Below are 25,844 nucleotides of genomic sequence, written 5' to 3' on the forward strand. Positions count from 1 at the left end.
CAATTGCCGGGGTCGGCTCGCGCAGTCAGTCGTAAAGGCGTGCCGGTACGCGGCCGAGGACCAGGCCCTTCTCGCCGCGCTCTTGGCGCTGCTGATTCGTGAAGCTCTGCGCCAACGGCGGCTCCTTGTCCGCCCACCAAGGTGCCTCCGGTGCCGGCGGTCGCAAGGGTCTGGTCGGGCCCGCGCCAACGACGGCCTGCCGCTCGTCCCCTACGAATGTCACATGACCGGCAAGAGAACACTCTCATCGGCCCAGATCGCTGTGGCATGGGACCGTCTCCAGATTCCTAGGGCATTGTTATTGCGGGCCTTCCAGCGGATGCGTAGGCGGCGGGCGCGAATTATCCTGCGCACGGTTACCGAAGAAGCTCGGCCCGTTCTACGTCATGGGCCCCAACGGCAAGCCCGAAGTGGACGCCAAGGGCGAGAAGATCCTCCGCGACCCACTCCGGCGGAACGAATCGCAGCCGCCGAGGGTGGCAGGGACATCTACATCGAGACCCGTCTGCACGAGCTCGCCACCCGCAAAGCCAAGGACGACTGGTGGGAGAACGTCTACGTGCTGCCACGGATCTACTCGCCGGGCAACGGCGTCCCCTCCGGGGCATGTCTGGCCCCTGCCGGGGAATCGGCGCCCGGTACCCCGTCGCCGAATGGAACCGCAAGTCGGTGTGGCGTTTCACCTTCGTCTCCAACCCGGCGGTATCCGGCGACGCCGACCGTATCGGCGGTTGCACGTTCCTGCCGGAGATCCAACTCGGCCATGGCGACGATGGATACCGCTACCCGCTCGTCGCAAATAGCGAACGCCAGCTGTAGCCGACCGTACGTGCGACAGCTCTGACCTGATCAAGGACAACTACACCGGATGTACGTTTCCTGGGCGGCATCCCGACCTGGGGCATGCCCCGAGCCCAGAAGATCCCTTACCAGGGCAGGAACATCACCAATCGGATGAAGGAACATTCAGATCACGTCTGAGAGGCATTGCACACCCCCCAGGTCACCAGACCGCAGCTAGGAGTCAAGAACATCCCTGGTCTGCCCTCGCGCAACCGGTGGCTGACTCGCACGACGATCGATTCCACCTACAACGAGAACGTGGCCGTCAAGAACCGCTACTGCTACGGCGCTCTATCGGTGTTCACCGCCGCCGAGCGGGCCCTACGGCCGAGTGGCGAAAGGTGCGATGCGATGAGTTCCCGTTCGCCAAGACGGTGGAAGGCGCCGGCTACAACGGGCGGGACTTCTCGCTCAGTTCATCGGTGCCAACGCCAACCAAGCAGGCGGAGCCGCCCAGAGCATCTTCTGGTCGCGATATCGCATACTGCACGGTGACCGCTTCTACGTTGAACCGTAGTAGCCGCAGGCCGCCCGATACAGCAGGCTGACCGACAACCAGGGCGCCTGCCAGCTCATCGGCTGGCAGGCGCCCGGCCCATCGAAAGAACGAGGCACGCTCCGTGGACGACCTGGAAGAGCACTACCAGGACCTCGACGGCTACTTCATGGAAACCTTGTGCATCACCTGGTGCGAGGGCCGGACCCTCGACGAGGTGGCCGTCATCTTCGGCAACGGCCTGGACACCGGCCATCGCTACACCTTCGCCGAGGCGGAAAGCGAAGGCTTCGAGGCGCGGGAGGAAGCAGGCGGCATTACCTGCAGCGCGATCGCCGGGCAACTCGGCTCATGGGTGGTGGTCGTGGAGCCCGAACTCGGGTACACCGGCACCGACCACGAGATCCTCCGCGACCTGTCAGCAAAGGGCAAGGCGATCAACGTTTTCTCCGGGCCGAACAGCCACAGCCTGGACTACTACGCGGCGACCCGGCCGCTCACCACCCTGACATTCCTGGAATGGGCAGCCGAACCCTTCGACCGGCAGGGCGACCAGCCGCACCTGCTAAACGACCTCATCGAGGACTTCTCCGGTAAGCAGGCCGCCGACTTCCGGCCGTTCGCGCTGGCGCTGACCGAACGGCTGACAGGCGTCCGCCTCACCGCCGACTGGCTCTTCGAAGAGCACCGCTGGCTGCGGTGGGAAACCTACGACTAGCAGCTCACCGGCACCTGCATCTTCAACGGCGTCTAGGACGCCGACCGCGAGGTGGAGCGGCTGATGCTGGAGCTGCGTCTGGTCACCGGCTACCCGCTGGCCGCAGTTGCTCCGGATGCGCGGCTCGCTGTGGCCAGGGCCGTGGGGGACATGCTGCTGGAGCAGGAGGCGTTCAAGGCGGACCGCATGGTGCTGACCCTGCGCGGCCGCCTGCTCGCCGACGCCCTGATCCGCGACCTCACCCTGTGACCCGCGGCCCAAAGGCCGACAAGACCGCGACAGCGCAGGGACAAATGGGCGGCTCAGACCGGCTCGAGCCCGACGGGATCGGGAAGATGTTGAACGTGCATCGCGCCGAGGTCGTCCGGCTGGGCGCGTTGCAGCGGGCGGTGGAGCAGGTGGGCACAGCGATGAGTGTTCTGTTGTCGCCGCTTGGGCGGGCTCGCTGACTGCTCGGGAGAAGTGGTTGTGCGCGTCGCCGTTCACATTTGACCTCAAGTCTGGTTGAGGTTTTTGGATGGCAGGCAGGGCACCGCATGTGGTGGCCGGCTCAGCCGTTCGAGGGGCTGGACCACGCCCTTGGTCACTGCGGCGGGATGTCCTCGTGAGCGGATCGTCACCGGCCTGATCCGCCCACCCATCGTGAGAGAAGAGCGCATCATGTCCGTCGGCTATCGCCAGCTTGGCAACTCCGGCTTGACCGTGTCCACGGCCGGGCTGGGCTGCAGCAATCTCGGCAGGCCCAACACCGTCAGCTTCACCCGGAAGGGCGCCACCGCCGTTGTGCGTGCCGCCCTCGAGTCCGGCATCACCTTGTTCGACGTCGCAGACACCTATGGCGTACCGGCCGGGCTGAGTGAACGACTTCTTGGCCAGGCCCTGCGGGGGCGTCGCGATGACGTGGTGATCGCCACCAAGTTCGGCCTGGACACCGAGGGCCTTAACGGCCGTGACTTCGGAGTGCGCGGCTCCCGCCGCTACATTGTCCGCGCGGTCGAACACTCGCTGCGCCGGCTGCACACCGACCGGATTGACCTGTATCAATTCCACACGCCCGATCCGCTCACGCCGATCGAGGAAACCCTGGCCGCGCTCGACGGCCTGGTCCGTCAGGGCAAGGTGCTTTACCTCGGGCACTCCAACTTCGCCGGATGGCAGATCGCCCAGGCCGACCACCTCGCCCGCCAGCTCGGGATCACCCGTTTCATCGCCGCGCAGAACCACTACAACCTGCTGGACCGTCGTGCGGAACTCGAAGTGCTGCCCGCGGCCCAGGCGTTCGGTCTGGGCGTTCTGCCCTACTATCCGCTGGCCAGCGGGCTGCTCACCGGCAAGTACTCTTCAGGCCGTGCCCCTGAAGGCGCACGGCTGACGCATTTCCGCCAGCACGACCTCGAGAACGCCGATCTGCGCCAACTTGCCGCCTTCGGCGACTTCGCCGCCAAGCGCGGCCTCGACGAGGTCCGCATCGCCTTCTCCTGGCTCGCCTCCCGGCCCGCTGTCGCTTCGGTCATCGCCGGTGCCACCCGGCCCGAGCAGGTCATCCAGAACGCGGCCGCAGTAGGGCACGAGCTCAGCGCGGACGACCTCGCCGACCTGGATACGATCTTCCCGCCACCGCCCCCATCGCGCTGTTCTGACCGCGGAACACGATACAAGCGAAGATCAGAACGCAAACGACAAGCTAACCCCGCGGCACCAAAGACCTGCTGCCCGTCCGCGAACGCGTTCTTGGCCTCGGCCATCCAGACACGCTGAGCGCCCGCGCTGGCCTCGCCCGCTGGAGTGATCAGGCTGGTGCTTAACCTTCTTGCCGATCTGCCGGTCAGGTGAAGATGCGTTCGACGATCTCGGCTTGTTCGGTGGTGCCGGCGCGGAAGTAGCGGGCGGAGGTGTCGAGAGAGGCATGACCGAGGAGGGCTTGGATCTGGGCGAGGTCGGCGCCGCCTTCGCGTAGCCGGGTGGCGTAGGTGTGGCGCAGCCCGGTCAGGCCGGCGGCCTCGCCGACGGCCAGGACGACCTGGGTGATGCCGGACAGGGTGAGCGGGCCGCGCTGGCCTTCCCACAGCGGCCCGCCGTGGGTGCCGCGCTCGTCCAGCCACGCGGCAAGCTGCCGGCGGGCGGCCGGTGGCAGCGCGATGGTGCGGACCTCGTCGCCTTTGCCGTGCAGGCGCAGCTGCCCGGTCCGCGCGGTCAGCTGCACGTCGGCCACCTGCAGGCGAGCGCATTCCTCGACGCGGGCGCCGCCGTACAGCATCGTCGCCACGATCGCCCGGTCGCGGGCGCCGCGGCGGGCGGCGGCGCGCTCGACGCGGCCCTGCTGCGCGGCGGTGAGGGCGTCGGGCTCGTCCGGTCTGGGCAGCCGGGCGGGTTGACCTCGATGTGCAGCCCGGACTGGGCATACAGCAGCTTGACCGTGGCCGTCCCGGTCAGCCAGGCGGTGTAGGCGGCGCTCTGCCGCTTGTAGGCCTTGACCGTGTTGGCTGCCAGCTTGCACCGATCGAGATGCCGGTGCGCGGCGGCGAGCGCCTGTTCGGCGGCCGTGGCGAGGCCGCGGCGGGCCGGATCGGGGTGACGGACGCGTCCATGCTCACGCCCCCTCGTCGTCGGCCCGGTCGGCCGGGTCATCCGGCCGCGGGGGATCGACCTCGGATCGGCGGCCGGCCAGGGCGTCACGGGCCTGCGCCTCGGCTGCCCAGGCGGTGCCGACCTGACCGAGCACGGCCCCGGTGTGCTCGAGTCGCGCCTGCAGCAGCCGCTGGGCTTCGGCGATCAGGGCGGGGGAGCGGCGCCGGAAGTCGGCCCACGTACCGTCCTGGGCCTCGGCCGCCGCGGCGATCCGGTCCGCCGCACCCGCTCGCACAGGGCCTGATGCTCGGCGTCGGCGGCGTCCAGCAGGGCCTCGATCTCCGGCCGGCCGGTGCGGTTGGCCGGCGTTTCCTCCCTCACCCGGCGCCCCTCCTTAACTGTCGGAGGCGGCTTCTAGGGTTCCACTCTTCGAGAGTGGAGGGCCGTGACGGGAGCCGGCGTCGGTGGTGGCGAGCAGGGTCAGGCTGGCGACGAGGCTGGCGACCTCGGGGGAGGCGAGCCGGTAGCGGACGACGCGTCCAAAACGGTGGGAGGTCACCAGTCCGGCCGAACGCAGCACCGCCAGATGGTTCGACATGTTCGGCTGGGTGACGCTCATGCGGCCGGTCAGCTCGCCCACGGACGCGTCTGCCTCGGCGAGCGCCTGCAACACGGAGAGTCGGACCGTGCAGCTCAACGCGCGCCCGATCGCGGAGAGCCGGTCGTTGCTATCCATCAGTGTCCGATGATACCTTCCGCCACATATCAGTATCTACTGATATGTCGGCTACGGGGAAGGCAGATCATGGTCAGGAACGCCGTCGTCACCGGCGCCAGCAAGGGGATCGGGCTGGCCATCGTCACCGCGCTACGCGACGAGGGCTACCGGGTCGTGGCGGGAGCACGGACGATCAGCTCCGAACTCAGACAGGTCACCCCCTTAGCCGTCCCTGTGGACCTCCGCGCTCCCGACGGCCCCGCTCACCTCATCGACACGGCCATGGCCGAACTCGGCGGCATCGACCTGCTGGTCAACAACGTCGCCGGCACCACCGGCCCGCACCCGAACGGGTTTCTGTCCATCTCCGACGACGACTGGCGGCACGCCCTCGACCTGACCCTGTTCAGTGCCATCCGGGCCAGCAGGGCCGCGCTCCCCAGCATCGTCGAGCGCAAGGGCCACATCATCAACATCGGCTCGCTCAACGCCCGCCGCCCGGCGGCCCACCTGATGGACGTCTCCGCCGCCAAAGCGGCCCTGGCCAGCCTGGGCAAGGCCCTGGCCGAGGAGTTCGGCCCCCAGGGCGTCAGAGTCAACACCATCTCGCCCGGACCAGTACGCACCGCCGTGTGGACCGAACCGGGCAGCTCCGGGGACGCGCTCGCGAAGAAGGCCGGAATCTCTCGCGAAGAACTGCTCGATACCCTGCCCGCCGCCCTCGGGATGTCCACCGGGCACATCACCGAACCGGCGGAGATCGCCGCCCTGGTCGTGTTCCTGGCCTCCGGGAAGGCGCCCAACATCAACGGCTCCGACCTCATCATCGACGGCGGCCTGCGCAAGGAGTGGTAGGAGCCTGACAAACCCGACCGCTCGCAGGGCCGCGCAGAGGCGGTTCAGGCGAGGTGTCCGGCCTGGCGCGGGAGGCGGAGGCGGAGCGGAGACACCCTAGAAGCCGCCACCGACAGTTATCGGTCCAGTGCGTTCTGCGGCCATTATGTCTTGGCTATTAGTCGCATTTATGTGACCGAATAGGTGAGTCTGTAATGGCAGCCGTTGCCTTCGAAAATCGCTTGCATCACTCCCAAGCCTTTCTGGGATTCTCGGGCTGTGTGCGTTCCGAGGCTATCGTCCGGATCAATGGGTTCCGTATCTTCGTCGACCAATTCGATGCTCATGGAGTCCTGGTCGAAGGAGAAGCTCCTGGTGATGGGAACCGTCTGATGTGGTCCAATCGAGGATGCGCCCGAGTCCGGCCATGCGCGCCAGCCGTTTACCTTGATGTAAACTTCGTCTTCACCGCTGTCCTCCGTGCGGGAGCATGCGAGTTGGATCAGATTAAGCTGGGTCATGACCGAGATCCCTTCTTGAGATGCTTGTTTCGGGTCAACTGAACGACGATTCGCCACACTGGCGATATAAGGGTCTAGGTAATGATGCAGGACCGCGCGCCCACGCGACCAGTGGTGCGATCTCTCTGGCTAAGTGCCCGACATGCATTATGATCATGCTCTGCGAGACATGACTATCGGACGGGCTCGAGTAAGAAGTAAGCGCCGCTTGGCCGTCGCAGCCATGTGCAGGCACTCCTTTGACCAGAAGAAGGATCGACGCGAATTTACCGCGGGGACGAGTCCGGCGTTGATCGCCGACTCCAGATAGTTGCGGGCCGGGGGCAGCGCGCCTTCCAGCTCCTCGTCGGTCAGCTCCTCCCACGTGGGGAGGAAGGCGCAGTCGTGGGCGAACACGGGCCTTGGCCAGGGCCAGCACGCGCGGGTCGTCGAGCGGGATTCTCGGCAGCGTCACGTCGGGCTCCTCGGGAGGTCGGCGATGGGTCGGCGGAGCCGCCCTTGGCGGCCGCGAGGATCTTGTGGACGACACCGACCGAGACCTTCACCCCCGGCGGCCGCCGACCTTGCCCTGTTTGCGGGCGGTCTCCAGGCCGTTCCTGGTCTGGCGGACGATGTCGCGGCGCCGGTCCTCGGCCAGGGGGAGGGCCAGGTCGATGATGAAGAAGCGTTCGGTGTGCTCGCCCGCCGCGATGCCCTCCAGGACCTTGACGCCGACGCCTTGCTGGAACAGGTCGTTGAGGAAGATCAACCCTTCGAGGCCCAGCAGCGCCGCCGCGGTCTCCACGGGCAGTTCCGCGACGATGTCAGCGATCGGGCCCTCATCCAGGACGCAGGACGACGACGGCCGCCACCCGCATACGGCTCCCTCTCCGATCGGGGCGGTGAGCCTATCGGGCGGCCCTGAAAGCGTGCTGTGTGCGGTCTGTGAGTGAGGGGCTGGAGGGTGGGGTCGTTCGTTCACCTATCACCCGGAGGAACCGGTCCATGTCGCAACGTGTCCTTTCTGTCGTGGCGTCCGCGCTGGTGGTGAGTCTGGCGGCGACCGTCCCGGCCGCCGCCGCGGCTACGCCGTACAGCAGTGCTGAGGCATCGCGCGCCCAGTTGCAGCGGCTGGCGCGCGACCTGGTGGAGGCCGGGGCGCCCGGTGTGATCGTGCGGGTCGACGACGGGCGCGGCCGGCCCGTCGAGATCGCCGAGCAGGCCGCCTGGACCAGGCGGGATCACCTGCTCAAGGCGGACGACGAGTTCCGGGTGGCGTCCAACACCAAGGCCATGACGGCCACCCTCGCGCTGCAACTGGTCGCCGAGGGCAAGCTCGCCCTGACCGACCCGGTGGACAAGTGGCTGCCCGGCAAGGTGCCCAACGGCAAGGCGATCACGCTGCGCATGCTGCTGAACCACACCAGCGGCCTGTTCGACTACACCCAGGACGCCGCCCTGCGCCCGGCGATGCTCGGCAAGGACCGGCGGCGGTGGACCTCGGACAAGCTGCTCGCGGTGGGGGTGAAGCACCCTCCGCTGTTCGCGCCGGGCACGAAGTGGTCCTACAGCAACACCGGGTACGCGGCCGTCGGCGCCGTCCTGGAACGGGCCACCGGCAAGAGCCTGGCCGGCCTGATCCGCGACCGGATCGCCCGCCCGCTCGGACTCAAGCACACCTACTACCCGGCCGACGGCACCTGGCGCGGCTCCCATGCCCGCGGCTACGAGCGCGACGCCGCCCACATGCCGCCGAGCGTCCCGGCCGGGTTCAGGAACCTCGCCGGGCCCCGCCGCCACGGTCACGTGGACGTCTCCGGCCACAACCCCGGGTGGGGCGCGGCGGCCGGCGCGGTGGTCTCCACCAGCCAGGACTGGGCCCGGTTCTACACGGCGCTGATGTCCGGCACGCTGCTGCCCGCCGCCCAGCTGGCCCAGATGCGGGCCACGGTGCCGGTGGACCCCGCCCGGCCGGACGGGCCCGGCTACGGCCTGGGCGTCCAGACCGGCACGACCCCCTGCGGCACGTTCTGGGGTCACGACGGCGGCATCCCCGGCTACCTGACCACCACCCTCACCGACCGCACCGGCGGCCGCACGGCCAGCGTCGTCATCGCGACGGAGTACTGGGCCGAGTTCGACGCCGACCCGAAGATCGCCAAAGCCGCCCAGGCGCTGCAGAGCGCCGTGACCTGCGCGATGTTCGGCAAGCCGCAGGCTAGCTGACCGCCGTGGGCCCGGTGATGATCGCGGACACCAGGCCCTCGGCCTCCTCCCGCGACATCGCCGCCCCCGCGGCATGGGCGGCCGCGAACCCGGCGGCCCCCAGGACCTCCGTCACCCGCCGCGTGACCGTCCGCACGTCGGCGTCGCCGGGCTCGTCCCAGCCGCGCAGCACGACGGCGGCCCCGAGCAGCCGCCCGGCCCGCTCCGGGCCTTCGCGGCGATCGGGCTGTTCCGGCAACGGCGGGCGGGACACCTCGATCGCGGCGAGCACGAGCGCGATGGCGGCGGCGACCGGGGTGTTCCACGTCAGCGTCACGTGCACCGCCGGGTGGTCGAGCCGGCGGACCGCCCGTTCGGGGTGACCCTCCGCCACGTCCACGTGCGCGAGCACGCCCAGCAGCAGCGCCGCCAGGTGGGGCGTCGACCGGCCGGGCGTCGCCTCCGCCAGCCCCGCGCCGGCATGCTCACGGGCCGCGCCGAGCCGCCCGGCCCGCCACTCCAGCCGGGCCAGCCCCAGCCGGACCTGCGCCCGCGACTCCGCCGACCCGGTCGGCCCGACCCTCCCCAGCAGGTACGCGAGCTGCCGCCGCCCGCCCTCCACGTCACCGGCCTCGGCCAGGTGCGTCGCGGCGGCCACCTCGCTCTCCATCGTGTGCTCGGCCATGCCGAGTTCCCGGAAGTAGTGGCCCGCCCGCTCGGCCATCCCCAGCGCGGCGGCCGGGTCGCCGCCACGGCGCAGCGCCGTGTTCAGGGTGCTCAGCGTGGTCGCCAGACCCCACCGCTCGCCGACCTCCTCGAACCCGGCCAGCGCCGCCGACAGCGGCCGCGCCGCCTCGGCGGGGTGCCCGCCGTTCATGGTCAGCACGCCGCGTACCAGCAAGGTCAGCGACCGGCTCCAGACATCCGCCGGCTCGCCCGAGGGGTTCGGCAGGCCGGTTCGCGAGCCTATGGCCAGCGCCAGCGCGGCCATCTCCAGAACGGGGTGGGCGCCGGGCGCTGCCTGCTCCAGCGCCGTCGCGATCCGGGCGAAGGCTGCCTCTCCCTCGTCAGGACCGCTGATGGTCTCGGTGGTGGCCAGCGCGTGCGCGGCGACCACCAGCGCGCGGGCCCGCGGATCGCTCGCGCCGCTGGTATCGAGCACCCGGCCGAGCAGGTCCAGCGACTCCGGCGGGTGATCGCGCAGGAACCAGAACCAGCTCAGCGCGACGCCGAGCCGTACCGCGAGATCGGCGTCGCCGGACTCGGCCGCCCACCGGATCGCGGCGGCCAGGTTGTCGCGCTCGGCGTCCAGGCGGGCCAGCCAGCGCAACTGGCCGGCGGTGCGCAGGTGCGGGTCGGCGGTCTCGGCCAGCCTGAGGAAGAACCTGGCATGCCTGTCGCGTACGGCACCGGCCCGCTCCTGCCGCCGGAGCCCGTACTCCCGGATGGTCTCCAGCATGCGGTAGCGCGGCTCCAGCGGGTCGGCGGTCTCGGCCGGGTGCAGCAGCGACTTGTCGGCCAGCGCCGTCAGCAGCTCGCCGGCCTCGTCCACCGCGCCGATCGCCGCCGCCGCGTCCTCGGTGAAGGTGCCGGGCACGACCGCCAGCCGTTCCAGCAGGTCCCGCTCGTCGTCCTCCAGCAGGTCCCAGCTCCACGCCACCGCCGCGCCCAGGGTCTGATGGCGCGGCAACGCCGTACGGCTGCCGCCGCTCAGCAGCCGGAAGCGGTCGTCGAGCCGGGCCGCGACCGCCTCGACCGGCAGGGTGCGCAGCCGTGCCGCGGCCAGTTCGATCGCCAGCGGCAGGCCGTCCAGGCGGCGGCAGATCTCGACCGCGGCCGTCAGCGCGCCGCCTTCCAGGGCGAAGCCGGGCCGGACCGCGGCGGCCCGGTCGTGAAACAGCCGGACCGCCGCGCAGGCGCGCGCCCGCGCGGCCGTCGAGCCCGGCTCCGGCAGCTCCAGCGGGAGCACCGGGTGCAGGCTCTCGCCGTCGATCCGCAGGGGTTCGCGGCTGGTGGCCACCACCCGCAGTCCCGGGCAGCGGGCGAGCAGCGTCGCGGCGAGTGCGGCGGCGGCCTCGATCACGTGCTCGCAGTTGTCCAGCACCAGCACCAGGTCGTCGCCGGCGAGGTTGCCGACCAGGCGGTCCAGGATCTGCTCCGGGGCGACGGGCCGCGCCGGCCCGGCCTGTTCGCGGGCCCGCAGCCGGTCGAGCACCGCCCGGGGCACGTCGTCGGCGCCGATCGGGGCCAGGGGGACGAACCACACCCCGCCGGCCGGCGTGAGCCGCCCGCCGACGGTCGTGGCCAGCCGCGTCTTGCCCGACCCTCCCGAACCGGTCAGCGTGACCAGCCGGTACCGCTCCAGCAGTGCGCTCACGCGGCGCACGTCGTCGTCGCGGCCGACGAAGCTGGTCAGCGGGAGGTCCAGGTTGCCGGACGGCCGGCGGCGTTCGCCACGCAACACCGCCAGGTGAGCCTCGCGCAGGTGCGGGCCGGGATCGCTGCCGAAACTCTCGGCGAGCAGGCCGCGGATGCGCTCGTAGGCGGTCAGCGCCTCGCCGCCGCGGCCGGTCAGCGCCAGGGCCCGGATCAGCTGGGCGTGCAGGCGTTCGCGCACCGGATGCGCGGCGCTCAGCGCTTCGAGCTCGGCGACCAGGTCGGGGTCGGCGCCCAGCGTCAGGTCGGCTTCGATCCGGTCTTCCAGGACGGCCAGCCTGGCGCGCTCCAGCCTTGCGGCCTCGGCCGCTGCGAACGGCGCCGCGCGCACGTCGGCCAGGGCGGGGCCGCGCCACAGGCTCAGGGCTTCGCGCAAGGTGGTGGCGGCCTCGGCGGGTGCACGCCGTCCTTCGCGGGCCAGCCGTTCGAACCGGAGCGCGTCGACCGCGTCCGGCTCGACGGCCAGCCGGTAGCCGTCCGGGCCCGAGGTCAGCAGCCCCGGATCGCCCAGCAGGCGCCGCAGCCGCGACACCAGCGTTTGCAGCGCGTGCAGGGGAGCCTCCGGCGCCGCCTCGTCCCACAGCTCCTCCACCAGCGTGGCCGGCCGTACGGCATGCCCGGCCTCCAGCGCCAGCCGGGCCAGCAGCACCCGCAGCCGGGGGCCCCCGACCGGCGTCGGTCCTGAAGCGGTCTCCAGCACCAGCGGACCGAGCACGCCGACCCGCACCCGCCCCACGGCGCCGTCCGTCCCGGTCCCCTTGGCCATGGCCAGAAGTCTGTCAGAGGCTGCGCGGCCGCCGCCCTACCAGGCGGCCAGCGCGGTGCCGTCCTCCAGCGTGAGGCCGACTGGCCCGGCGGCGGCCGCCGTACGGGATCGTCTTCTGGCCGAAGGCCGGAACCGGCCGGTGTGAGGGTCAGCAGGAGCGGCCGAACAGCACGCGTTTGCCGTAGGCGTCGGCCTTGATGTCGTCCTCGCACACGGCGCGGCCGCAGTGCAGAGCCGAGGCCCAGCCGGCGTCGGCGAACGCCTCCCAGGTGCCGGCGGCGCGGGTGCGGACCGAGTTCGAGCCGGACCGGGGCTCCCAGTCGTTGAACCGGTAGCCGGGTGAGAGATGGTCGCGGTCGTCGACGTGCGCGCGGACACCGGCCGCCTTGAGCCCGCCCGCGAGCTCGCGGGCGGCGGCGGGGACCTCCTCGCCGCGGCCGATCGGGACGATCACGACCTGGTACGGCGCGAGCCGGGGCGGCAGGACCAGGCCCTTGTCGTCACCGTGGGTGTGAGTTCCATCGGTAAATGGCTGAGATTCTTCAGCGCCATCTGGCCGAAAGTACCGCCCCAGACGACCGCGTTTCGGCTGTGGATGAGCGCTCGCTGCTCGGACCGGATGGGCCTGGTGGTCGGTGCTGTGCCGCTGACCTGGGGGCTTCAGTCTGTCCGATGAGCAGGCGCACGCCGGCCGCTCCTTCGTCGCCTCGCTGGGCCTGATGGGAAAGTCGGACCCGCCGTCCCGCTCAGGAACTCATACGTCTCTAGGCAGTGGTGGAGGTGGAGGGAAACAGCGCGTGGATGGCGGAGCGGACGTGGTCGGCGGCCTGCTGCGGTGTGGAGATGTCGAATTTGCCGTCGAGGTGGAGAAAGGCCAGGCCGTGGACCAGTGCCCAGAGGGCGTTCGCCAACGGCTCGGGTTGGCGGGCGGGGAAAGTACGGCGGACGATGTCGTGGAGGTAGCCGGAGATGGCGGTGATCGCGGCCGCGCGCTCTTGGCTCGTCGGGTCGCAGGGCTCGGCGAACATGATCTTGAACATCGCAGGGCGTTCGAGGGCGAAGCGGACATAGGCGATCGCGATGTCGGCGAGGTCGTCAGGGGTTCGGGGAGCGGGATGGGCGGCGGCCAGGTGCTCGGTGAGTTCGCGGTAGCCCTGTGCCGCGACCGCGGAGATGAGCGCGTCACGGTCGGCGAAGTGGCGGTAAGGGGCCGTCGGTGACACGCCGGCCCGTCGCGCCACCGCCCGCAGCGACAGTCCGGCGCTGCCGTCTTCTTCGAGGAGTTCCCGCGCGGCGCGCAGGCAGGCGGCGCGCAGATCGCCGTGGTGATATGGGGTGCCTGCTGGTGACACGAGACATTCCTTTACCGGGCGGCGGGCCTGCCCGCAGATGTATGCAGTGCACACAATGGTACCGGCGTAGTGTGCTCCGAGGCGCCGGGCTGCTCCTGGCGAGACGACTTGATCGAGCCGGGCACCGCCGGTGGACTCCCTCAGCGGGTGCCGATGGCCTTGAGCACCTTCAGCGCGCCGGTCAGCAGGCCCGCCCAGGACTGGGGCGAGACGCGGGCGGGTGGGGAGAATCCGAGCAGGCGCTGGTGCGCAACGGTTTGGGGCTCGGTGTACTTGAGGAGTCCGTCGGCGCCGTGGCGGCGGCCGAGCCCGGATTCGCCCATGCCGCCCATCGGCGCGTCGATGCTGCCCCATGCGGCGGCGAAGGCCTCGTTGACGTTGACGGTGCCGGCGTGCACGCGTGCGGCCACGGCCCGGCCGCGGGCCGCATCGCGGGACCAGACGCTGGCGTTCAGCCCGTACGGCGAGGCGTTGGCCCGCGCGATCGCCTCGGCGTCGTCGGTGAAGGAGTAGAGCGAGACGACGGGGCCGAAGGTCTCGTGCGCGTACAGAGTCATGTCCGGGGTGAGGCCGGTGAGGATGGTCGGTTCGTGGAACAGCGGCCCCAGGTCGGGCCGCGCCCGGCCGCCGGGCAGGACGGTGGCGCCCTTGGCGACGGCGTCCTCGACGTGCGTGGTGACGGTGGCCAACTGGGAGGGGGTGGTGAGGCTGCCCACGTCGATGCTGAAGTCGTAGGCGGCGCCCAGCTTGAGCCGCTTCGTCCGGGCGACGAACGCGTCGACGAACCGGTCTCGGACGGCCTCGGCCACGTACAGCCGTTCGATGGAGACGCAGAGCTGGCCGGCCGACGGGAAACACGCGGCGACGGCGCCGTCGGCGGCTCGCTCGACGTCGGCATCGTCGCAGACGATCATGGCGTTCTTGCCCGAGCTCCAGGGAGGCGCCGATGAGGCGTTCGCCGGCGGCGCGAGCGATCCGGCGGCCGCTGGCGGTGGAGCCGGTGAACATCAGGTAGTCGGCGCCGTCCATCAGCGCGTCGCCGAGGGAGGCGCCGCGCCCGATGACCATCTGCCACACCCCGGCGGGCAGGCCGGCCTCGGTCATCAGGTCGAGCGCCCACAGCGCGGTGAGCGCGGTCTGGGTGTCGGGCTTCTGGACGACGGCGTTGCCGGCCATGAGCGCCGGGATGGCGTCACCGGCGGCCATGCTCAGCGGATAGTTCCACGGTGAGATGATCGTGACGACGCCCTTGGGGTGGCGCAGTTCGGTGGTGTGGGTGAGCAGGGGGATCGCGCCGCGGCGCCGCCGGGGCGCGAGGAGCTTGGCGGCGCTGCGCGCGTAGTAGCGGGCGGTGATCGCGGTGTCGGTCACTTCGAGGAAGGCGTCGCGGCGGGTTTTGCCGCTTTCGGCCTGCATCAGGTCGAGCACCTGGTGCTGGTGGTCCAGGACCAGGTCGTGGAAGCGCAGCAGGACTGCCTTGCGCTCGGCGATCGGGGTGCCGGCCCAGGCGGCGTGGGCGGCGCGGGCGCGGGCGAAGGCGCCCTCGACGTCGGCTGGAGTGGAGACCGGCAGGTCGGCGAGCGGGAGACCGGTGTAGGGGGCCTGCGTGGTGACCCGCGCGGCCTCCGGCGCGGCCGCGACCCGGGCGCTCAGGTCGCTCAGCAGGGCAGGGGTCAGCGAGGCGGGTAGCGCGGCGGTGATCATGAGGGGTTCCTGGCTTCCGGGTTCGGCTCGCAATCGAGTAGGGAACGGGCATGTGCAGGGCGATCTGGCCCTCGGTGACGACGTCGAACCGGATGGTCCTGGTCGGCCGCAGCGAGCGCAGGTCGTCGGACAGGCGCCCCTGGCCGAGTCGCAGACCGTGGCCGCGGGGCAGGCGGGCGCTTCCGGCGGAGAGCATGTTGGTCTGGCTCAGTGTGGAGTGCCAGGCGTCGCCGATCCGGGTGTAGGAGATGAGGGTGGAGACCTTGGCTCCGCTCGGGTACGCGCGCTGGGCGGGAGTGGCGACGCTCAGCGCCAGGTCGGTGCCGCCGGTGTCGTTGGCGACTCGGGCGCTGGTTCGCCGGACGTCGATGTCGACGTCGATGCCGGTGACCCATTTGGGAAAGCCGTAGCCGTCGTGGCCGCGTACCTGGGCGATCTCGGTGCTGACCGGCAGGGACAACACGTAGGAGTCGAGGCTGTCGTTCTTCAGGGCGGCAAGCAGGTCGATGAAGCCGAGCCTGCCGTGCCGGGCGGGCTGGACGGCGATGCCGACGGCGGCCTCGGTGTAGAGGTCGATGTCGCACACGTCGTAGCGGAAGAACATGACCGAGACCAGCCCCAGCCCCGGCGCGACCTCCAGCGGCGCCAGCTCCCGTGGCAGGCGGGTGCGGATCGCGCGGGACGGGGCCAGCATCGTCAGCCGGGCGGTCGAGGCACGGTAGTAGAAGTTCGGGGTCAGCGTGGGCCCGATGGGTGAATCCACCCGGGTCTTGGGCAGGCGCCGGAAGAAGTCCACGCTGCTGACGCGTGGGTCGCGGGCCACCTCGTCGAGGTCGGTGTCCATCCGGTAGCGGTCGTACAGACCGTCCTTGGGGACAGCGACCGTACGACTGCCCAGCTTGACCTCGACGGTGCTGGTCTGTGCCGATGGCATGATTCGACCTTCTCCATCATGTTGACAGTGCTTACATCAACGTAGGCGCGAAATGTAAGCACTGTCAACTATGTGCGAGCGGTGTCACATCAGCGGTTGTGCAGGGCCGCCCTCAGGGCGTCCACGGCGAGCTTGCGGGCGACGTTGGCGGCACGGGTGTCGCGCAGGCTGTCCAGCAGCAGGAAGTCGTGGACCATGCCGGCCACCCGGACCGAGGTCACGTCCACGCCGGCCTCGCGCAGCTTGTTGGCGTACCGCTCGCCCTCGTCGCGCAGCACGTCGGCCTCGTCGGTGATGACCAGCGTCGTGGGCAGCCCGCGAAGCTGCTCAAGGGAGGCCTGGAGCGGGGAGGCGTAAACCTCGGCGCGCTGGGCCGGGTCGGTGGTGTAGGCGTCCCAGAACCACTTCATGCCGTCGCGGGTGAGGTAGTAGCCCTCGGCGAATTGGATGTAGGAAGGGGTGTCGAAGTCGGCGTTGGCCACCGGGTAGAGCAGCACCTGGGCCTTGAGGTCGATCCCGCCGCGCTCCTTGTTCATCAGCGCGAACACCGCCGACATGCAGCCGCCGACCGACTCGCCGGTCACCGCGATGCGCGAGGTGTCCAGCCCGTGGTCGGCGCCGTGTTCCATGACCCACTGACCCACGGCGTAGTTCTGCTCGACCTGGGTCGGGTACTTCGCCTCCGGCGCCCGGTCGTAGACCGGGAACACCCCCGCCGCGCCCGCGCCGACGGCCAGCTCACGGAACAGGCGGTCGTGGGTCTGGTCGTCGCCGAAGACCCAGCCGGCGCCGTGGATGTAGAACACCACCGGCAGCGGCCCGCTCGCCCCCTTGGGCCGGATGATGCGGGTCCGGACTGTCCCCCACTGCCCGGCGTCCACCTCCACCCACTCCTCGTCCACCTCCGGGCGGGGCACGCCGGCGCCGCTCTGCAGATCGAGCAGGATGTGGCGGCCTTGCTCCGGCGGGACCTCATAGATGCGAGGGTGCGGGTCGGTCGCCTCGGCCAGCTCCTTGGCGGCCGGCTCCAGGTAAGGCGTGATCGGCGGCGGAATCTCGCTCATGGTCACTCCGTGTCACGAGTAAGGGTGTGCCCTGTCGTGCGGCCGGACGGGCCGTGGCTGTGGGCATCCGGGACAATCCGGTACAGTGACTATCTAGCTACCCACAGTGACGGATCCTTGCGCCTCCACGTCGAGAGCACCGCCGCGCAGCGGACCTACTCGTTGACCAGCAGGATCTTGCCGACGTGCTGCGAGTCCGCCATGAGCTGGTGCGCCCGGGCGGCCTGCGACAGGGGCAGGATCTGGTCGACGATCGGGCGCACCGTACCGTCCTCGATCATCGGCCAGACGTGCTCGCGTAGCGCCGCGACGATCTCGGCCTTCCGCTCGGCCGGCCGCGACCGCAGCGCTGTGCCGAACACGGACTTGCGCTTGAAGACGAGCTCGACGAGGTTGAGCTTGCCCTCGAAGCCGCCCTGCATGCCGATGATCACCAGCCGCCCGTCGACGTTCAGGGACTGCACGTTGCGCTCCAGGTACTGGCCGCCGATGACGTCCAGGATCACGTCGTAGGGGCCGAAGTCCGCGAAGTCCTCGGTGCGGTAGTCGATCGTCGTGTCGGCGCCGAGTTCCCGCACCCGGGCGGTCTTGTCGGCGCCGCTCACGGTGGTGACGACGCGCGCGCCCAGCGCCTTGGCGATCTGGATCGCCATCGTCCCGACGCCGCCAGCGCCGCCGTGCATGAGGAAGGTCTCGCCCTCGGCCAGATGCGCGGTCATAACCGCGTTGGACCACACCGTCGCCGCCGCCTCCGGCAGCCCCGCGGCCTCGACCAGCCCGACTCCCTCGGGTACGGGCAGCAGTTGCCCGGCGGGGACGGCGACCTTCTGCGCGTACCCGCCGCCGGTCAGCAGCGCGCACACCTCCTGGCCCACCTGCCAGCCGCTCACCCCCTCGCCCAGGACGCTGATCCGGCCGGACACCTCCAGCCCGGGGTACGGCGAGGCGCCCGGCGGCACGAGGTAGAGGCCCAGCCGTTGGGCGACGTCGGCGCCGTTCAGCGCGGTGGCGACCACGTCGACGATCACCTCACCGGGTCCGGGCGCCGGGTCGTCGACCTCGGTCCACTCCAGTACCTCCGGGCCGCCCGGCTCCCTGATCATGATCGCCTTGATAGTGTTCGCCTCCCATGTCGATGCGACCTCCGCCTTCAACGGGGATGCCAGCACGAATGTTTACACTGCACATATTACGCCCTCATGTAAGCACTGCATACATGAGGGAGCCAGTGCACTGTCCCGCTCCGGGTTACGGCGAGGTGTCGACGAGCCGGGCCAGGCCGCGGTGGCCTTGGTGGGTGCTGTAGGCGCCGTAGGTGAGGGATTTCTGGCCGGGACTGGGGTCAGGGCATCTACGCTGCTGATCTGGGCGTGGGTGAGGAAAGGGGGGCGTGGCCGTTGGTGACGGTCAGGCGCATCCTGCGACAGCCCGCGTTCTGGGCGGTGGCATCGCCATCATGGCTCCGGGCCTGCTGCTGAATGCCGTCACGCGGTCAGCCGGAAGCGGCTGTGCGGCGATACCGACGCCGAGGTCGGGAAACAACCATCGGCGGCGGTCCAGCGGATGGATGAAGACGGCCTCGTCGAGGCTTCCTCCTTCATCCATGGCTTCCAGTTTTTCGAACAGATGGGCGGGGACCTGATAGGTGGCCCGGGTGCACGCGGGTGAGGCGAACAGCACCTTTGCGTATCTCCAGGTGTCCTCGGCAGAGGTGTCGGGGGCCACGCCGAGCAGGATCTCGACGTCGGCCCCGATCGTGTTGCCGTTGCTGATGGTGATCGTCCCGCCGTCGAGGAGCGCGCCGACCAGGCTGCCCTGACCGGCTTCGATGGCCATCCGCTGGGCGTAGGCACGCTGAAGGGCCGCCTCGGAATCGGTCTTGTGCCGCTGGGCCTCTAGTCTTTGCTGTTCAGTGGCTTTGAGCGCGCTGAGCGAGATGACAAGCGCGGGCACGGACATGAGCCCGGCGACGACGGTGGTGAACGCCGCCCACCACTGAACGTTCCAGCGGACGCCACGCAGCGGGGCCTTCACCCGCGCCTCGGGCTGACGTGCGGCGATTCGCCTGATGTTCGTCGCCGGCCAGCCGCCACCGGGTAAGCGTGAACGTGGCCCGCGTCGTGGCGTCATGACCTCTCAACGTACAGAACATCGGCGAAGTTCTCCGGGATCAGCGCGGATTCCGGCCGCGGGTGGTGAAGTGCTAGGCAGCCGTGAGGGCGTCGCATGATGTTTGTCCAAAACGCCACTCGGGACAACCGAGCGGAGGAATTCACTCTCATGAACAGAATCTCCCCAAGCACAAACTCTCGCTGCCATGGCAGTTTTGCCCACGGTCGCAGTTCATGCGAATGCCGCTTCCTCACTCGGCATCGGCGACACAGCTCGTATGACTGCGGCGACCGCGTGTGTGTTCTGAATGGTGTACGGGTGCAAAGCCTGGATTGGGGACAAGGGTACGTCGATATGCATCCGCAGCTGCACGACAACGTCAGGAAATGGATGCCAGGCAGGCCCTAAATTCTTTCTACGCCGTCAACTGGCCACGTCCGACGGTCGCCGCTACTGCGAAGGATTTCACCTCAGGCCAGGCGTGAGTCGAATGGTCGGCGACTTTTCCTTTTGCCGCAGAACAGACGCGGTTCGCAACGCGTCGGTATTCGGACGCCTTCCCTGCCGAGTCGTTGGGAGTTCCTAAATGCTCAATATCAAGCGGCAAAGTCGTGCACTGCGGCGGCGGCCGCGAAGGGCCTCGCCGACGACGCACTCGGCGCAGGTGCCGTGCCCACTGGGGCAACCACCGCTGTTCTGCTCCCGCCAGCGCGGCGACGAGCGCGTGCTGTCAGGCCGCCGGAGTCGAGATCGGCATTTACCGGTTCCGCCACGCCCACGCCTCCGCCGAAACCACTCAGTTCCACGCCGGCCGCCCCACAGGGGGCCGGGATGGCGGCCGCGGATGTCGAGCCAGGCGGAGATGCGCTCTCGCGCGACCGCTGGGAGCGGGACGACGCGGACCTGGCCGCCCTTGCCGTGCAGACGGATCATGCCGGTGCGGGCGGTGATCGCGACGTCATCGACCTCCAGCCGGGTGCATTCCGCTTCACGGGCCCGGGCATCAGCAGGATCGCGATGATCGCCGCGTAACCGGCAGTGGCTCATCGATCCCGCGTTGTGCGCCGCGAAGCGCCCGTGACGTCGGTGACGCCAACGATGTCCAGTAGTCCCGTGATGCCCGGCGGAATCCCGGCGAGCGGGCACTTTCCGCGGCGCCGATGATCCGCGCACCGGTATGAGGCGAATGGTGGTCATCCCGTTTCCCACGAAGAAAGGGACCGACCCCTATGAAACGTCCACGTCGGCTACGTGGCTCCATCGCGGCGGCCATCCTCGCCTCCGCCGCGATGACCGCGAGCCTGCTGGGTTCGGCCGCACCCGCCTCTGCGGCGCAGGCACCTCTTCCCTACGCACCCGACTTGCCCAATCTCGGCACTCCGCAGATCGCCTATGACGTGTCCTTCATGCCCGTGGCGAAGGGCGTCGCCGTCCGTGGCGCCGACGGCTCCCTGCTGTACGGCGTGCGGTCGGGCAACGGATTCGCACCCTTGCAATCGCTCGGCGGGACGATCGTCGGCGACCCGTCCGTCGTCGTCACGCCCAACGGCACGCAGTTCTTCGTCCGTGGCACCGACGACCAGGTCTACACCACCACGATCACCCCAGCCGGCACCGTCACCGGCTTCTCCCACGTGCCCGGTCTCACAGTGACCGGCGACATCGAGTCGATCGTGGCCAGAGGCGAACCCTCCACCAACATCAGGATCTTCGCCCGCGGCACCGACGGCGCGGTGTGGACCAACATCCTGCGCGGAGGCGCCTGGACCGGCTGGAACAGCCTGGGCGGCTTCGCCACCAGCGAGATCACCACCGGCCGCGTCTTCATCCCCTCCAACCAGATCAGGGTCTACGTCCGGGGCGCCGACCATCGCGTCTACCTCAACCTGGTGACGCCCACCGGCGCCAGCGGCTTCCAGCCGCTCGGCGACCTGCGCGTCACCAGCAACATCGCGCTCGCCGACGACATGTTCTTCAACGGGACGGAGATCTTCGCCCGCGGTGAGGACAACGGGCTGTGGACCCTGCTGACGACCAACGGCGGCTGGCGGTCACTGGGCGGCTTCCTCACCAGCGACCCCGCGGTCAGCTCCCAGGCCAACCTCACCGCCGTCTACACCCGTGGTAGTGACAACGCCCTTTCCATCAACAAGCGCATCAGCTCCGCCGGCTTCCTCGGCTTCACCAGGATCGATGGTCCGGTGAGCAGTAACCCCACGGCTCTCAGCGCCGGCGGCTTCGAGGGCCAGCAGGCCCAGATCCTGCTGGCCCGCGAGCCCGGGGGCGCCCTCGCCAGGAACTTCGCGGGCCCAGGTGCCAATGGGCTGCTCGGCTCCTTCACCGGCTACGTCCCGGTCCCGGGACCGGCCATCGACTGACACTCGGCGCCCGGACGTCGGCTGACACCAGCTGCGAACGCCCCCTGTGCCCGCGGGGGCGTTCGCGAGGGCACCGCGTGCAGGGGGTGCCCGACGACCTCGGAGTCGATCCCGGTGAGCTCCCTCTTCGATGAGGATGGCCAGGGCTGCCGAGGTGGTCTCGGGTGTCCGGCGTTCATCAGAAAGGCTCCTTGAGCTGTCGGAACCGGCAGGTCGTCCTCGCGGCCGGGGCGTTGCCGCCCACGGTGCCGGCGGGTGGTCAAGCGGTGGGTTCCAGGGCGGCGACTTCGGCGGCCTGGGCGGTCTGGTCGTGCTCGCGCAGCATCCGTGGCACCGTGGCGGCGGAGGGGTGCCGGCCCTTCTTGGCGCCGTGGGTGATGACGAGCTTGGCGGCGATGTCGCGCAGGCTGGCGCCCTGGCCGCGCAGGTGCAGGGCCATGGACACCATCGCCTCGTCGACGACGCTGGTCCCGCCGATGTGCTTGCCGCGGGCCCGTGCGGACTCGTGGCCTTCCAGGGTGCGGTCACGGATGTACTCGCGCTCCATACCGGACAGGGCCGCAAGCACGGTGAACACCACCCCGGACGGGTCATGGCTGCCTTGCAGCTCGCCGGTGAGGAACCGCAGGCCGATGCCGGCGGCCTTGAGCTGTTCGGCGAGCGCTGCCAGTTCCAGGCCGCGTCCGAGGCGTTTGTGCTGGTGCACCACGAGGGTGACCGCGACGCCGGTTGCGCGCAGCTCGCGCCAGGGTGATGGCCTTGTCGAGCTCGGGCCGTACGGTGACGCGGGTGGAGATCTTCTCCGCGAACACGCGGGTGACGTCGACGGCCGCGAGAGCTTCGAGCTGGGCTTGCGCACCGGCGGCACGGCGACGCTCAGCGCCTTGGCCAGTGCGGGCACCAGCCGGAAGCGGACGGTGTGGTAGGCGACGGCCACCTTCCCCCGGCCGGTACGGCAGGGCGAGCCGGCCGGGGTGGCGCAGGCAGTCATCGGGAAGTCGCGGGCCTCGACCCGCAGGAAGTCGTCGTCACTCACCCCGGAAGCGTTTATGTGTGTTTCACTCTTCAAGATTCTTGCAACGACCTATGCAACACATTCCGGCAAGGAAGACCCTGGTCGCCCTGGAGCCTGAGCTGCGGTTCATGAGTCCTCACATGAACCACAGCTCTGCACTTCTTCGGTGGCCAGCGGCGCAACAGAGCGGGTAGCTCGCCGAGCACGAACCCGTAGAAGGCGGGGATCTGCGCCAGCGGCTGGGGGCCTCGGCTTGGCGGTGGCCGCCGTCGAGAGGCAGCGGTGAATCTGCTTGTGAAGGCCCCCATCGGGCGTGGTTACGTTTGATCATGACATTCAGGAAATCCCGTCTGGCCGTGCTATCCGCTTTCGCGGGACTGGCGTTCTCCCCATCGCCCGCCCAAGCAGCCCAACCCGGTTACTCCTGCGCCACGCTGGAGATGGAGCCCAGCCCGCAGCGGCGTGTTTTCGCCACCGGCTGCACGCCGCTCAACGGAGCGCCGGACAACGGCCTGGTCAGGGAGGTCTTCATCTCCTGGCCCGGGGGCCGGATCCAATGCTTCACCGCGAGGGCGACGCGCGACGGGGCCTACGTGCGGGTCAGCGCCTCCCCGTGCGTATGAACGCCGTCGTCTAGGGGGTCAGCCGGTCGGTGGGTTCGGGCAGGAGAGGACGCTTTTCGGGACCACCGGCTGTCGTCGGCATCGACCCTCAGCCTTTCTTGAAGATCTCGAACATCGCGAAATAGTTCTCGGTGCCGTGCCCTTGAGCGATCGCGTGTTCGGCGAGTTCCTTCATCAACCGTGGCTGGTCGGAGTGGACGCCCTGCTCGACACTGGTGCGGACAATATGCTCCAGCGCGTTCAGGTTCATGTGCATGGTTCCGAGGTCACCGGGGTATGCGCCCTCGTCCAGGTTCGGGGCTTGTTCGGCGAGGCTCGCAGGGTCCAGCACCACGGGCATGAACCAGCCCAGCGCGAGTTCGGCGAACTCGGCCGCGGGCACGTTCGCCGAGCCGACCAGGGCGGCGCCGTGCAGAAAACCGTTCAGGGTCGCGTACATCATTTCGAGCAGTGCCGTGTTGAACAGCACCGCCAGGCCGGGGTCGGCGCCAAGGTGCCGGGGATCGCCCAGGAACGCCAAGGTCGCCCGGTGCCGGTCGAAGACTTCCCGTCGCCCGGCATACAGGAAGACCGATTCAGGCTGTCCGACGAGTGGCGGGGGCACCATGATCGCGCCATCGAGATAGGCGAGGTCGCGTTCGGCCGCCCAGTCCGCCGTCGCGCGAGCTTCTGCCGGCGTTCCCGAGGTGAGATTCACCAGCGTACGGCCCTGAAACGCACCGCCGGCGGAGTCGAAGACCTGATACATGGTCGCGTAGTCGTTGAGGCACGTGATCGTGACAGGGCTCGCGGCCACGGCCTCGGCGACGGTGGCCGCGCAGCGCGCCCCCTTGGCGACCAGAGCGTCGGCCTTGCCGGCGGTACGGTTCCAGACCGTCAGGGATCGGCCCGTGTCAAGAAACGTCTCTGCCAGCGCCGATCCCATCGGTCCCAGACCGACGACGGTGACCGCAGTGCTGTTCTGTCCGGATGAATGCTGTTCTGTCATGCGAATAGGCTGGACTCTCACACCGGCGTGAGAGTCAACTCGAAGTGGCGGTTGTCACATGCGGATCGGAGAGCTGTCCCGGCTAACGGGCGCCAGCGTGCGCTCGTTGCGTTACTACGAGGAACAAGGCCTGCTCCGGCCGCTACGGCGGCCCAGCGGGTACCGGGAGTTTCGGAAGGAGGACGCCGCCACGGTGCGAGGCATTCGTCTCATGCTCGCCGCCGGGCTCAGCACCACGACGATCGGCGAAGTGCTGCCCTGCATGACCGATGACGGGGAGGCGCTGACACCGTCCTGCGCCGGAATGCTCCCCGACCTGCACCGCGAGCGGGAACGGCTCAGCGCCGCCGCGGCAGACCTCTTGGCTGCACGGGACAGGCTGGACGCTCTCGTCGAAGCCACCTCAGCGCTTGATCCCGCCGACCCATCGGAGTGCGACGCGATGCCGCCACCAGTTCGCTCGCCCAGTTCCAATCCGCGAACCGCCCCAGCTACCTGATCCACCGCTTCCAACTGCCGACGCCTCAAAGCCACTGACCGATCGTCTTGCACCATCGCCCTCGCAGTAGATCATGCAGAGCTTTGAGGACACCCTCTGCGGCATTCCCGTTGATCATGGGTTAGCTGGTTGATGTCCCGCGCATCTGAGGCACTGATCGCTGCGGAATGTTCCGGGCGGATATCTTCACTGGATGGTGAACGTCCGCGAGTTCAAGCGCGCCTGCATCACATCCGCTCGTCTCACCGAGGGCAGATTGATCGAGTTCCGCCTCGCTGACGATGTGACGCCCAACTTCCATCAAGGGCTCGTCGCCTATCATGATCACACCGTCGCCGTGGTCTGCCCGCGCGATTTGGCAGTCCTGGCCGTCTCGAAGCCCCGAACCATCGCCTTCGTCGACGGCGCTAGGGAGTCGGGTCCGCTGATATTCGTGGACGTTCCTGCGCTCGCAGCTGCCCTGGCAGAGCAACCGGGATTCGAGGTGCTCGCGGCCTCCGAACTGAATGGCCCCCTCGACGCGGCCTCCTGGCCCGGCGTCTCGGCAGCGGACATCACCTACTGGGGGCCTGTCACGCTCGGCGAAGCGCTCTTCAACTACTGGGACTGAATATCGTCCGATTCTGGCCGCCACCATCGTCAGATGTCCTGCCAATCATGAAGCGGAGGGTCAGGTGGGGCCCGCGCCTGGCTGTGAGCCATGTGAAGGCCGGCGGATGGGAGGGCACCCACGCGGCCCGGTGGCAGGAACGACAGGAGGCGGGTGGTCAGCGCCGGCCACCGGGCCGCGCGGGTGCCTGGGGCGACGGGCGCCCTGTGCGAGGTGGCCGCCCGATTGCGGTCAGTTGCTCAGGGCAGGTCTGGCAAACCTAACCCGCCCACGAAGGGCGTCGGCGTTGAGGCCCGTGTGAAACCTTCTCGCCCTGCGGCTTGCACACTCGGCTCGCGGGCGGCGGTGCGAGTGGGGTCAGGGCTGGTGTGGTGACGGCCTTGTGTGGCGTATGCGACAGCCGTTGCGGAGGCCGCATCCGGGTCCTGCACGGGGTGCACGAGAAGCCGGCCGCCGCGGCGCTCGGTGACCTCGTCCATGC

At 69.5% G+C, this 25,844-nt stretch carries 25 protein-coding genes and 2 pseudogenes; 11 read left to right on the forward strand and 16 right to left on the reverse strand.

The genetic code is table 11. The features are described 5' to 3' along the window. Positions 1-606 precede the first annotated feature (606 nt). The 4 genes from ACIBEJ_RS33700 (at position 607) to ACIBEJ_RS33715 (ending at position 3,815) form a co-directional block, all read left to right on the forward strand. Positions 607-819 carry a hypothetical protein gene (locus ACIBEJ_RS33700; RefSeq protein ID WP_397186925.1) on the forward strand — a complete coding sequence of 71 codons (213 nt, stop codon included), beginning with the start codon at positions 607-609 and terminating at the stop codon, positions 817-819. A gap of 644 nt (positions 820-1,463) precedes the next feature. Then, positions 1,464-2,057, forward strand: coding sequence for a DUF6461 domain-containing protein (locus ACIBEJ_RS33705; RefSeq protein WP_397186926.1), 594 nt, complete (start codon positions 1,464-1,466; stop codon positions 2,055-2,057). Positions 2,058-2,120: 63 nt separating this feature from the next. Then, a complete protein-coding gene (locus tag ACIBEJ_RS33710; RefSeq protein ID WP_397186927.1) occupies positions 2,121-2,306 on the forward strand; it encodes a hypothetical protein in 186 nt (61 codons plus the stop codon). Positions 2,307-2,717: 411 nt separating this feature from the next. Then, a complete protein-coding gene (locus tag ACIBEJ_RS33715; RefSeq protein WP_397186928.1) occupies positions 2,718-3,815 on the forward strand; it encodes an aldo/keto reductase in 1,098 nt (365 codons plus the stop codon). Positions 3,816-3,882: 67 nt separating this feature from the next. On the opposite strand, the gene ACIBEJ_RS33720 is transcribed toward ACIBEJ_RS33715, so the two are convergent. The 4 genes from ACIBEJ_RS33720 to ACIBEJ_RS33735 form a co-directional block, all read right to left on the reverse strand. Next, positions 3,883-4,314, reverse strand: a complete 432-nt coding sequence (locus ACIBEJ_RS33720) for a tyrosine-type recombinase/integrase (RefSeq protein ID WP_397186929.1) — start codon at positions 4,312-4,314, stop codon at positions 3,883-3,885. Next, on the reverse strand, positions 4,251-4,685 hold the full coding sequence (locus ACIBEJ_RS33725; RefSeq protein WP_397186930.1) for a hypothetical protein: 435 nt from the start codon (positions 4,683-4,685) through the stop codon (positions 4,251-4,253). The genes ACIBEJ_RS33720 and ACIBEJ_RS33725 overlap by 64 nt, the downstream gene beginning before the upstream one ends. Beyond that, positions 4,648-4,920: a hypothetical protein gene (locus ACIBEJ_RS33730; protein WP_397186931.1), complete on the reverse strand. Its 273-nt coding sequence runs from the start codon at positions 4,918-4,920 to the stop codon at positions 4,648-4,650. The genes ACIBEJ_RS33725 and ACIBEJ_RS33730 overlap by 38 nt, the downstream gene beginning before the upstream one ends. Before the next feature lie 99 nt (positions 4,921-5,019). Next, positions 5,020-5,361 (reverse strand): ArsR/SmtB family transcription factor, encoded by a 342-nt coding sequence (locus ACIBEJ_RS33735; RefSeq protein WP_397186932.1) that lies wholly within the window; start codon positions 5,359-5,361, stop codon positions 5,020-5,022. Between the two features lie 69 nt (positions 5,362-5,430). On the opposite strand from ACIBEJ_RS33735, the gene ACIBEJ_RS33740 reads away from it, so the two are divergent. Beyond that, the gene (locus tag ACIBEJ_RS33740) at positions 5,431-6,198 is read left to right on the forward strand and encodes an SDR family NAD(P)-dependent oxidoreductase (RefSeq protein WP_397186933.1); all 768 of its coding nucleotides are present in this window, start codon (positions 5,431-5,433) and stop codon (positions 6,196-6,198) included. A gap of 167 nt (positions 6,199-6,365) precedes the next feature. Here the strand turns inward: ACIBEJ_RS33740 and ACIBEJ_RS33745 are convergent, their stop codons facing one another. Further along, entirely contained in the window at positions 6,366-6,755 is a 390-nt protein-coding gene (locus ACIBEJ_RS33745) for a hypothetical protein (RefSeq protein WP_397186934.1), read from the reverse strand. Between the two features lie 484 nt (positions 6,756-7,239). After that, on the reverse strand, positions 7,240-7,482 hold the full coding sequence (locus ACIBEJ_RS33750; RefSeq protein ID WP_397186935.1) for a hypothetical protein: 243 nt from the start codon (positions 7,480-7,482) through the stop codon (positions 7,240-7,242). A 200-nt stretch (positions 7,483-7,682) separates the two neighbouring features. Here ACIBEJ_RS33750 and ACIBEJ_RS33755 point away from each other — a divergent pair, with 200 nt between their 5' ends. Next, positions 7,683-8,903 carry a serine hydrolase domain-containing protein gene (locus tag ACIBEJ_RS33755; RefSeq protein ID WP_397186936.1) on the forward strand — a complete coding sequence of 407 codons (1,221 nt, stop codon included), beginning with the start codon at positions 7,683-7,685 and terminating at the stop codon, positions 8,901-8,903. Here ACIBEJ_RS33755 and ACIBEJ_RS33760 read toward each other — a convergent pair. The 8 genes and pseudogenes from ACIBEJ_RS33760 to ACIBEJ_RS33795 form a co-directional block, all read right to left on the reverse strand. After that, positions 8,896-12,084 carry a BTAD domain-containing putative transcriptional regulator gene (locus ACIBEJ_RS33760; RefSeq protein ID WP_397186937.1) on the reverse strand — a complete coding sequence of 1,063 codons (3,189 nt, stop codon included), beginning with the start codon at positions 12,082-12,084 and terminating at the stop codon, positions 8,896-8,898. The genes ACIBEJ_RS33755 and ACIBEJ_RS33760 overlap by 8 nt on opposite strands. A gap of 148 nt (positions 12,085-12,232) precedes the next feature. Further along, on the reverse strand, positions 12,233-12,538 hold the full coding sequence (locus tag ACIBEJ_RS33765; protein ID WP_397186938.1) for a His/Gly/Thr/Pro-type tRNA ligase C-terminal domain-containing protein: 306 nt from the start codon (positions 12,536-12,538) through the stop codon (positions 12,233-12,235). 310 nt (positions 12,539-12,848) lie between these two features. Beyond that, positions 12,849-13,436 (reverse strand): TetR/AcrR family transcriptional regulator, encoded by a 588-nt coding sequence (locus ACIBEJ_RS33770; protein WP_397186939.1) that lies wholly within the window; start codon positions 13,434-13,436, stop codon positions 12,849-12,851. Positions 13,437-13,576: 140 nt separating this feature from the next. Beyond that, positions 13,577-15,140, reverse strand: a pseudogene (locus ACIBEJ_RS33775) (succinic semialdehyde dehydrogenase). 313 nt (positions 15,141-15,453) lie between these two features. After that, positions 15,454-16,074: pseudogene (locus ACIBEJ_RS33780) on the reverse strand (acetoacetate decarboxylase family protein); the annotation flags it as partial. Between the two features lie 89 nt (positions 16,075-16,163). After that, positions 16,164-17,138: an alpha/beta hydrolase gene (locus tag ACIBEJ_RS33785; protein WP_397186940.1), complete on the reverse strand. Its 975-nt coding sequence runs from the start codon at positions 17,136-17,138 to the stop codon at positions 16,164-16,166. 155 nt (positions 17,139-17,293) lie between these two features. Then, positions 17,294-18,253, reverse strand: a complete 960-nt coding sequence (locus tag ACIBEJ_RS33790) for an NAD(P)H-quinone oxidoreductase (RefSeq protein ID WP_397187437.1) — start codon at positions 18,251-18,253, stop codon at positions 17,294-17,296. A gap of 292 nt (positions 18,254-18,545) precedes the next feature. After that, positions 18,546-19,268, reverse strand: a complete 723-nt coding sequence (locus ACIBEJ_RS33795; RefSeq protein ID WP_397186941.1) for a hypothetical protein — start codon at positions 19,266-19,268, stop codon at positions 18,546-18,548. A gap of 813 nt (positions 19,269-20,081) precedes the next feature. Here ACIBEJ_RS33795 and ACIBEJ_RS33800 point away from each other — a divergent pair. After that, on the forward strand, positions 20,082-20,282 hold the full coding sequence (locus tag ACIBEJ_RS33800; protein WP_397186942.1) for a hypothetical protein: 201 nt from the start codon (positions 20,082-20,084) through the stop codon (positions 20,280-20,282). A 197-nt stretch (positions 20,283-20,479) separates the two neighbouring features. Further along, positions 20,480-21,628 carry a hypothetical protein gene (locus ACIBEJ_RS33805; protein ID WP_397186943.1) on the forward strand — a complete coding sequence of 383 codons (1,149 nt, stop codon included), beginning with the start codon at positions 20,480-20,482 and terminating at the stop codon, positions 21,626-21,628. Positions 21,629-21,887: 259 nt separating this feature from the next. On the opposite strand, the gene ACIBEJ_RS33810 is transcribed toward ACIBEJ_RS33805, so the two are convergent. Next, on the reverse strand, positions 21,888-22,664 hold the full coding sequence (locus tag ACIBEJ_RS33810; RefSeq protein ID WP_397186944.1) for a recombinase family protein: 777 nt from the start codon (positions 22,662-22,664) through the stop codon (positions 21,888-21,890). 335 nt (positions 22,665-22,999) lie between these two features. Here ACIBEJ_RS33810 and ACIBEJ_RS33815 point away from each other — a divergent pair, with 335 nt between their 5' ends. Further along, the gene (locus ACIBEJ_RS33815) at positions 23,000-23,266 is read left to right on the forward strand and encodes a hypothetical protein (RefSeq protein WP_397186945.1); all 267 of its coding nucleotides are present in this window, start codon (positions 23,000-23,002) and stop codon (positions 23,264-23,266) included. 88 nt (positions 23,267-23,354) lie between these two features. On the opposite strand, the gene ACIBEJ_RS33820 is transcribed toward ACIBEJ_RS33815, so the two are convergent. Continuing rightward, positions 23,355-24,254, reverse strand: coding sequence for an NAD(P)-dependent oxidoreductase (locus tag ACIBEJ_RS33820; RefSeq protein ID WP_397186946.1), 900 nt, complete (start codon positions 24,252-24,254; stop codon positions 23,355-23,357). Between the two features lie 58 nt (positions 24,255-24,312). Here ACIBEJ_RS33820 and ACIBEJ_RS33825 point away from each other — a divergent pair, with 58 nt between their 5' ends. Together ACIBEJ_RS33825 and ACIBEJ_RS33830 are read left to right on the forward strand one after the other, a co-directional pair. Beyond that, entirely contained in the window at positions 24,313-24,753 is a 441-nt protein-coding gene (locus ACIBEJ_RS33825; protein WP_397186947.1) for a MerR family transcriptional regulator, read from the forward strand. Positions 24,754-24,946: 193 nt separating this feature from the next. Then, complete coding sequence (locus ACIBEJ_RS33830; protein ID WP_397186948.1) at positions 24,947-25,363, forward strand: hypothetical protein; 417 nt, start codon at positions 24,947-24,949, stop codon at positions 25,361-25,363. Positions 25,364-25,844: the final 481 nt, after the last annotated feature.

The sequence above is a fragment of the Nonomuraea sp. NPDC050790 genome (genome assembly GCF_044456745.1).
In the GTDB taxonomy this organism is placed as follows: domain Bacteria; phylum Actinomycetota; class Actinomycetes; order Streptosporangiales; family Streptosporangiaceae; genus Nonomuraea.

What these genes read in the sequence shown, in the direction of transcription:
- ACIBEJ_RS33785 (WP_397186940.1), bottom strand. Translation starts at nt 17,138, where the DNA reads ATGAGCGAGATTCCGCCGCCGATCACGCCTTACCTGGAGCCGGCCGCC.
- ACIBEJ_RS33800 (WP_397186942.1), top strand. Translation starts at nt 20,082, where the DNA reads ATGGCGGCCGCGGATGTCGAGCCAGGCGGAGATGCGCTCTCGCGCGAC.
- ACIBEJ_RS33830 (WP_397186948.1), top strand. Translation starts at nt 24,947, where the DNA reads ATGGTGAACGTCCGCGAGTTCAAGCGCGCCTGCATCACATCCGCTCGT.
- ACIBEJ_RS33795 (WP_397186941.1), bottom strand. Translation starts at nt 19,268, where the DNA reads ATGACGCCACGACGCGGGCCACGTTCACGCTTACCCGGTGGCGGCTGG.
- ACIBEJ_RS33820 (WP_397186946.1), bottom strand. Translation starts at nt 24,254, where the DNA reads ATGACAGAACAGCATTCATCCGGACAGAACAGCACTGCGGTCACCGTC.
- ACIBEJ_RS33805 (WP_397186943.1), top strand. Translation starts at nt 20,480, where the DNA reads ATGAAACGTCCACGTCGGCTACGTGGCTCCATCGCGGCGGCCATCCTC.
- ACIBEJ_RS33825 (WP_397186947.1), top strand. Translation starts at nt 24,313, where the DNA reads ATGCGGATCGGAGAGCTGTCCCGGCTAACGGGCGCCAGCGTGCGCTCG.
- ACIBEJ_RS33755 (WP_397186936.1), top strand. Translation starts at nt 7,683, where the DNA reads ATGTCGCAACGTGTCCTTTCTGTCGTGGCGTCCGCGCTGGTGGTGAGT.
- ACIBEJ_RS33710 (WP_397186927.1), top strand. Translation starts at nt 2,121, where the DNA reads ATGCTGGAGCTGCGTCTGGTCACCGGCTACCCGCTGGCCGCAGTTGCT.
- ACIBEJ_RS33740 (WP_397186933.1), top strand. Translation starts at nt 5,431, where the DNA reads ATGGTCAGGAACGCCGTCGTCACCGGCGCCAGCAAGGGGATCGGGCTG.
- ACIBEJ_RS33700 (WP_397186925.1), top strand. Translation starts at nt 607, where the DNA reads ATGTCTGGCCCCTGCCGGGGAATCGGCGCCCGGTACCCCGTCGCCGAA.
- ACIBEJ_RS33760 (WP_397186937.1), bottom strand. Translation starts at nt 12,084, where the DNA reads ATGGCCAAGGGGACCGGGACGGACGGCGCCGTGGGGCGGGTGCGGGTC.
- ACIBEJ_RS33720 (WP_397186929.1), bottom strand. Translation starts at nt 4,314, where the DNA reads ATGCTGTACGGCGGCGCCCGCGTCGAGGAATGCGCTCGCCTGCAGGTG.
- ACIBEJ_RS33715 (WP_397186928.1), top strand. Translation starts at nt 2,718, where the DNA reads ATGTCCGTCGGCTATCGCCAGCTTGGCAACTCCGGCTTGACCGTGTCC.
- ACIBEJ_RS33735 (WP_397186932.1), bottom strand. Translation starts at nt 5,361, where the DNA reads ATGGATAGCAACGACCGGCTCTCCGCGATCGGGCGCGCGTTGAGCTGC.
- ACIBEJ_RS33725 (WP_397186930.1), bottom strand. Translation starts at nt 4,685, where the DNA reads ATGACCCGGCCGACCGGGCCGACGACGAGGGGGCGTGAGCATGGACGC.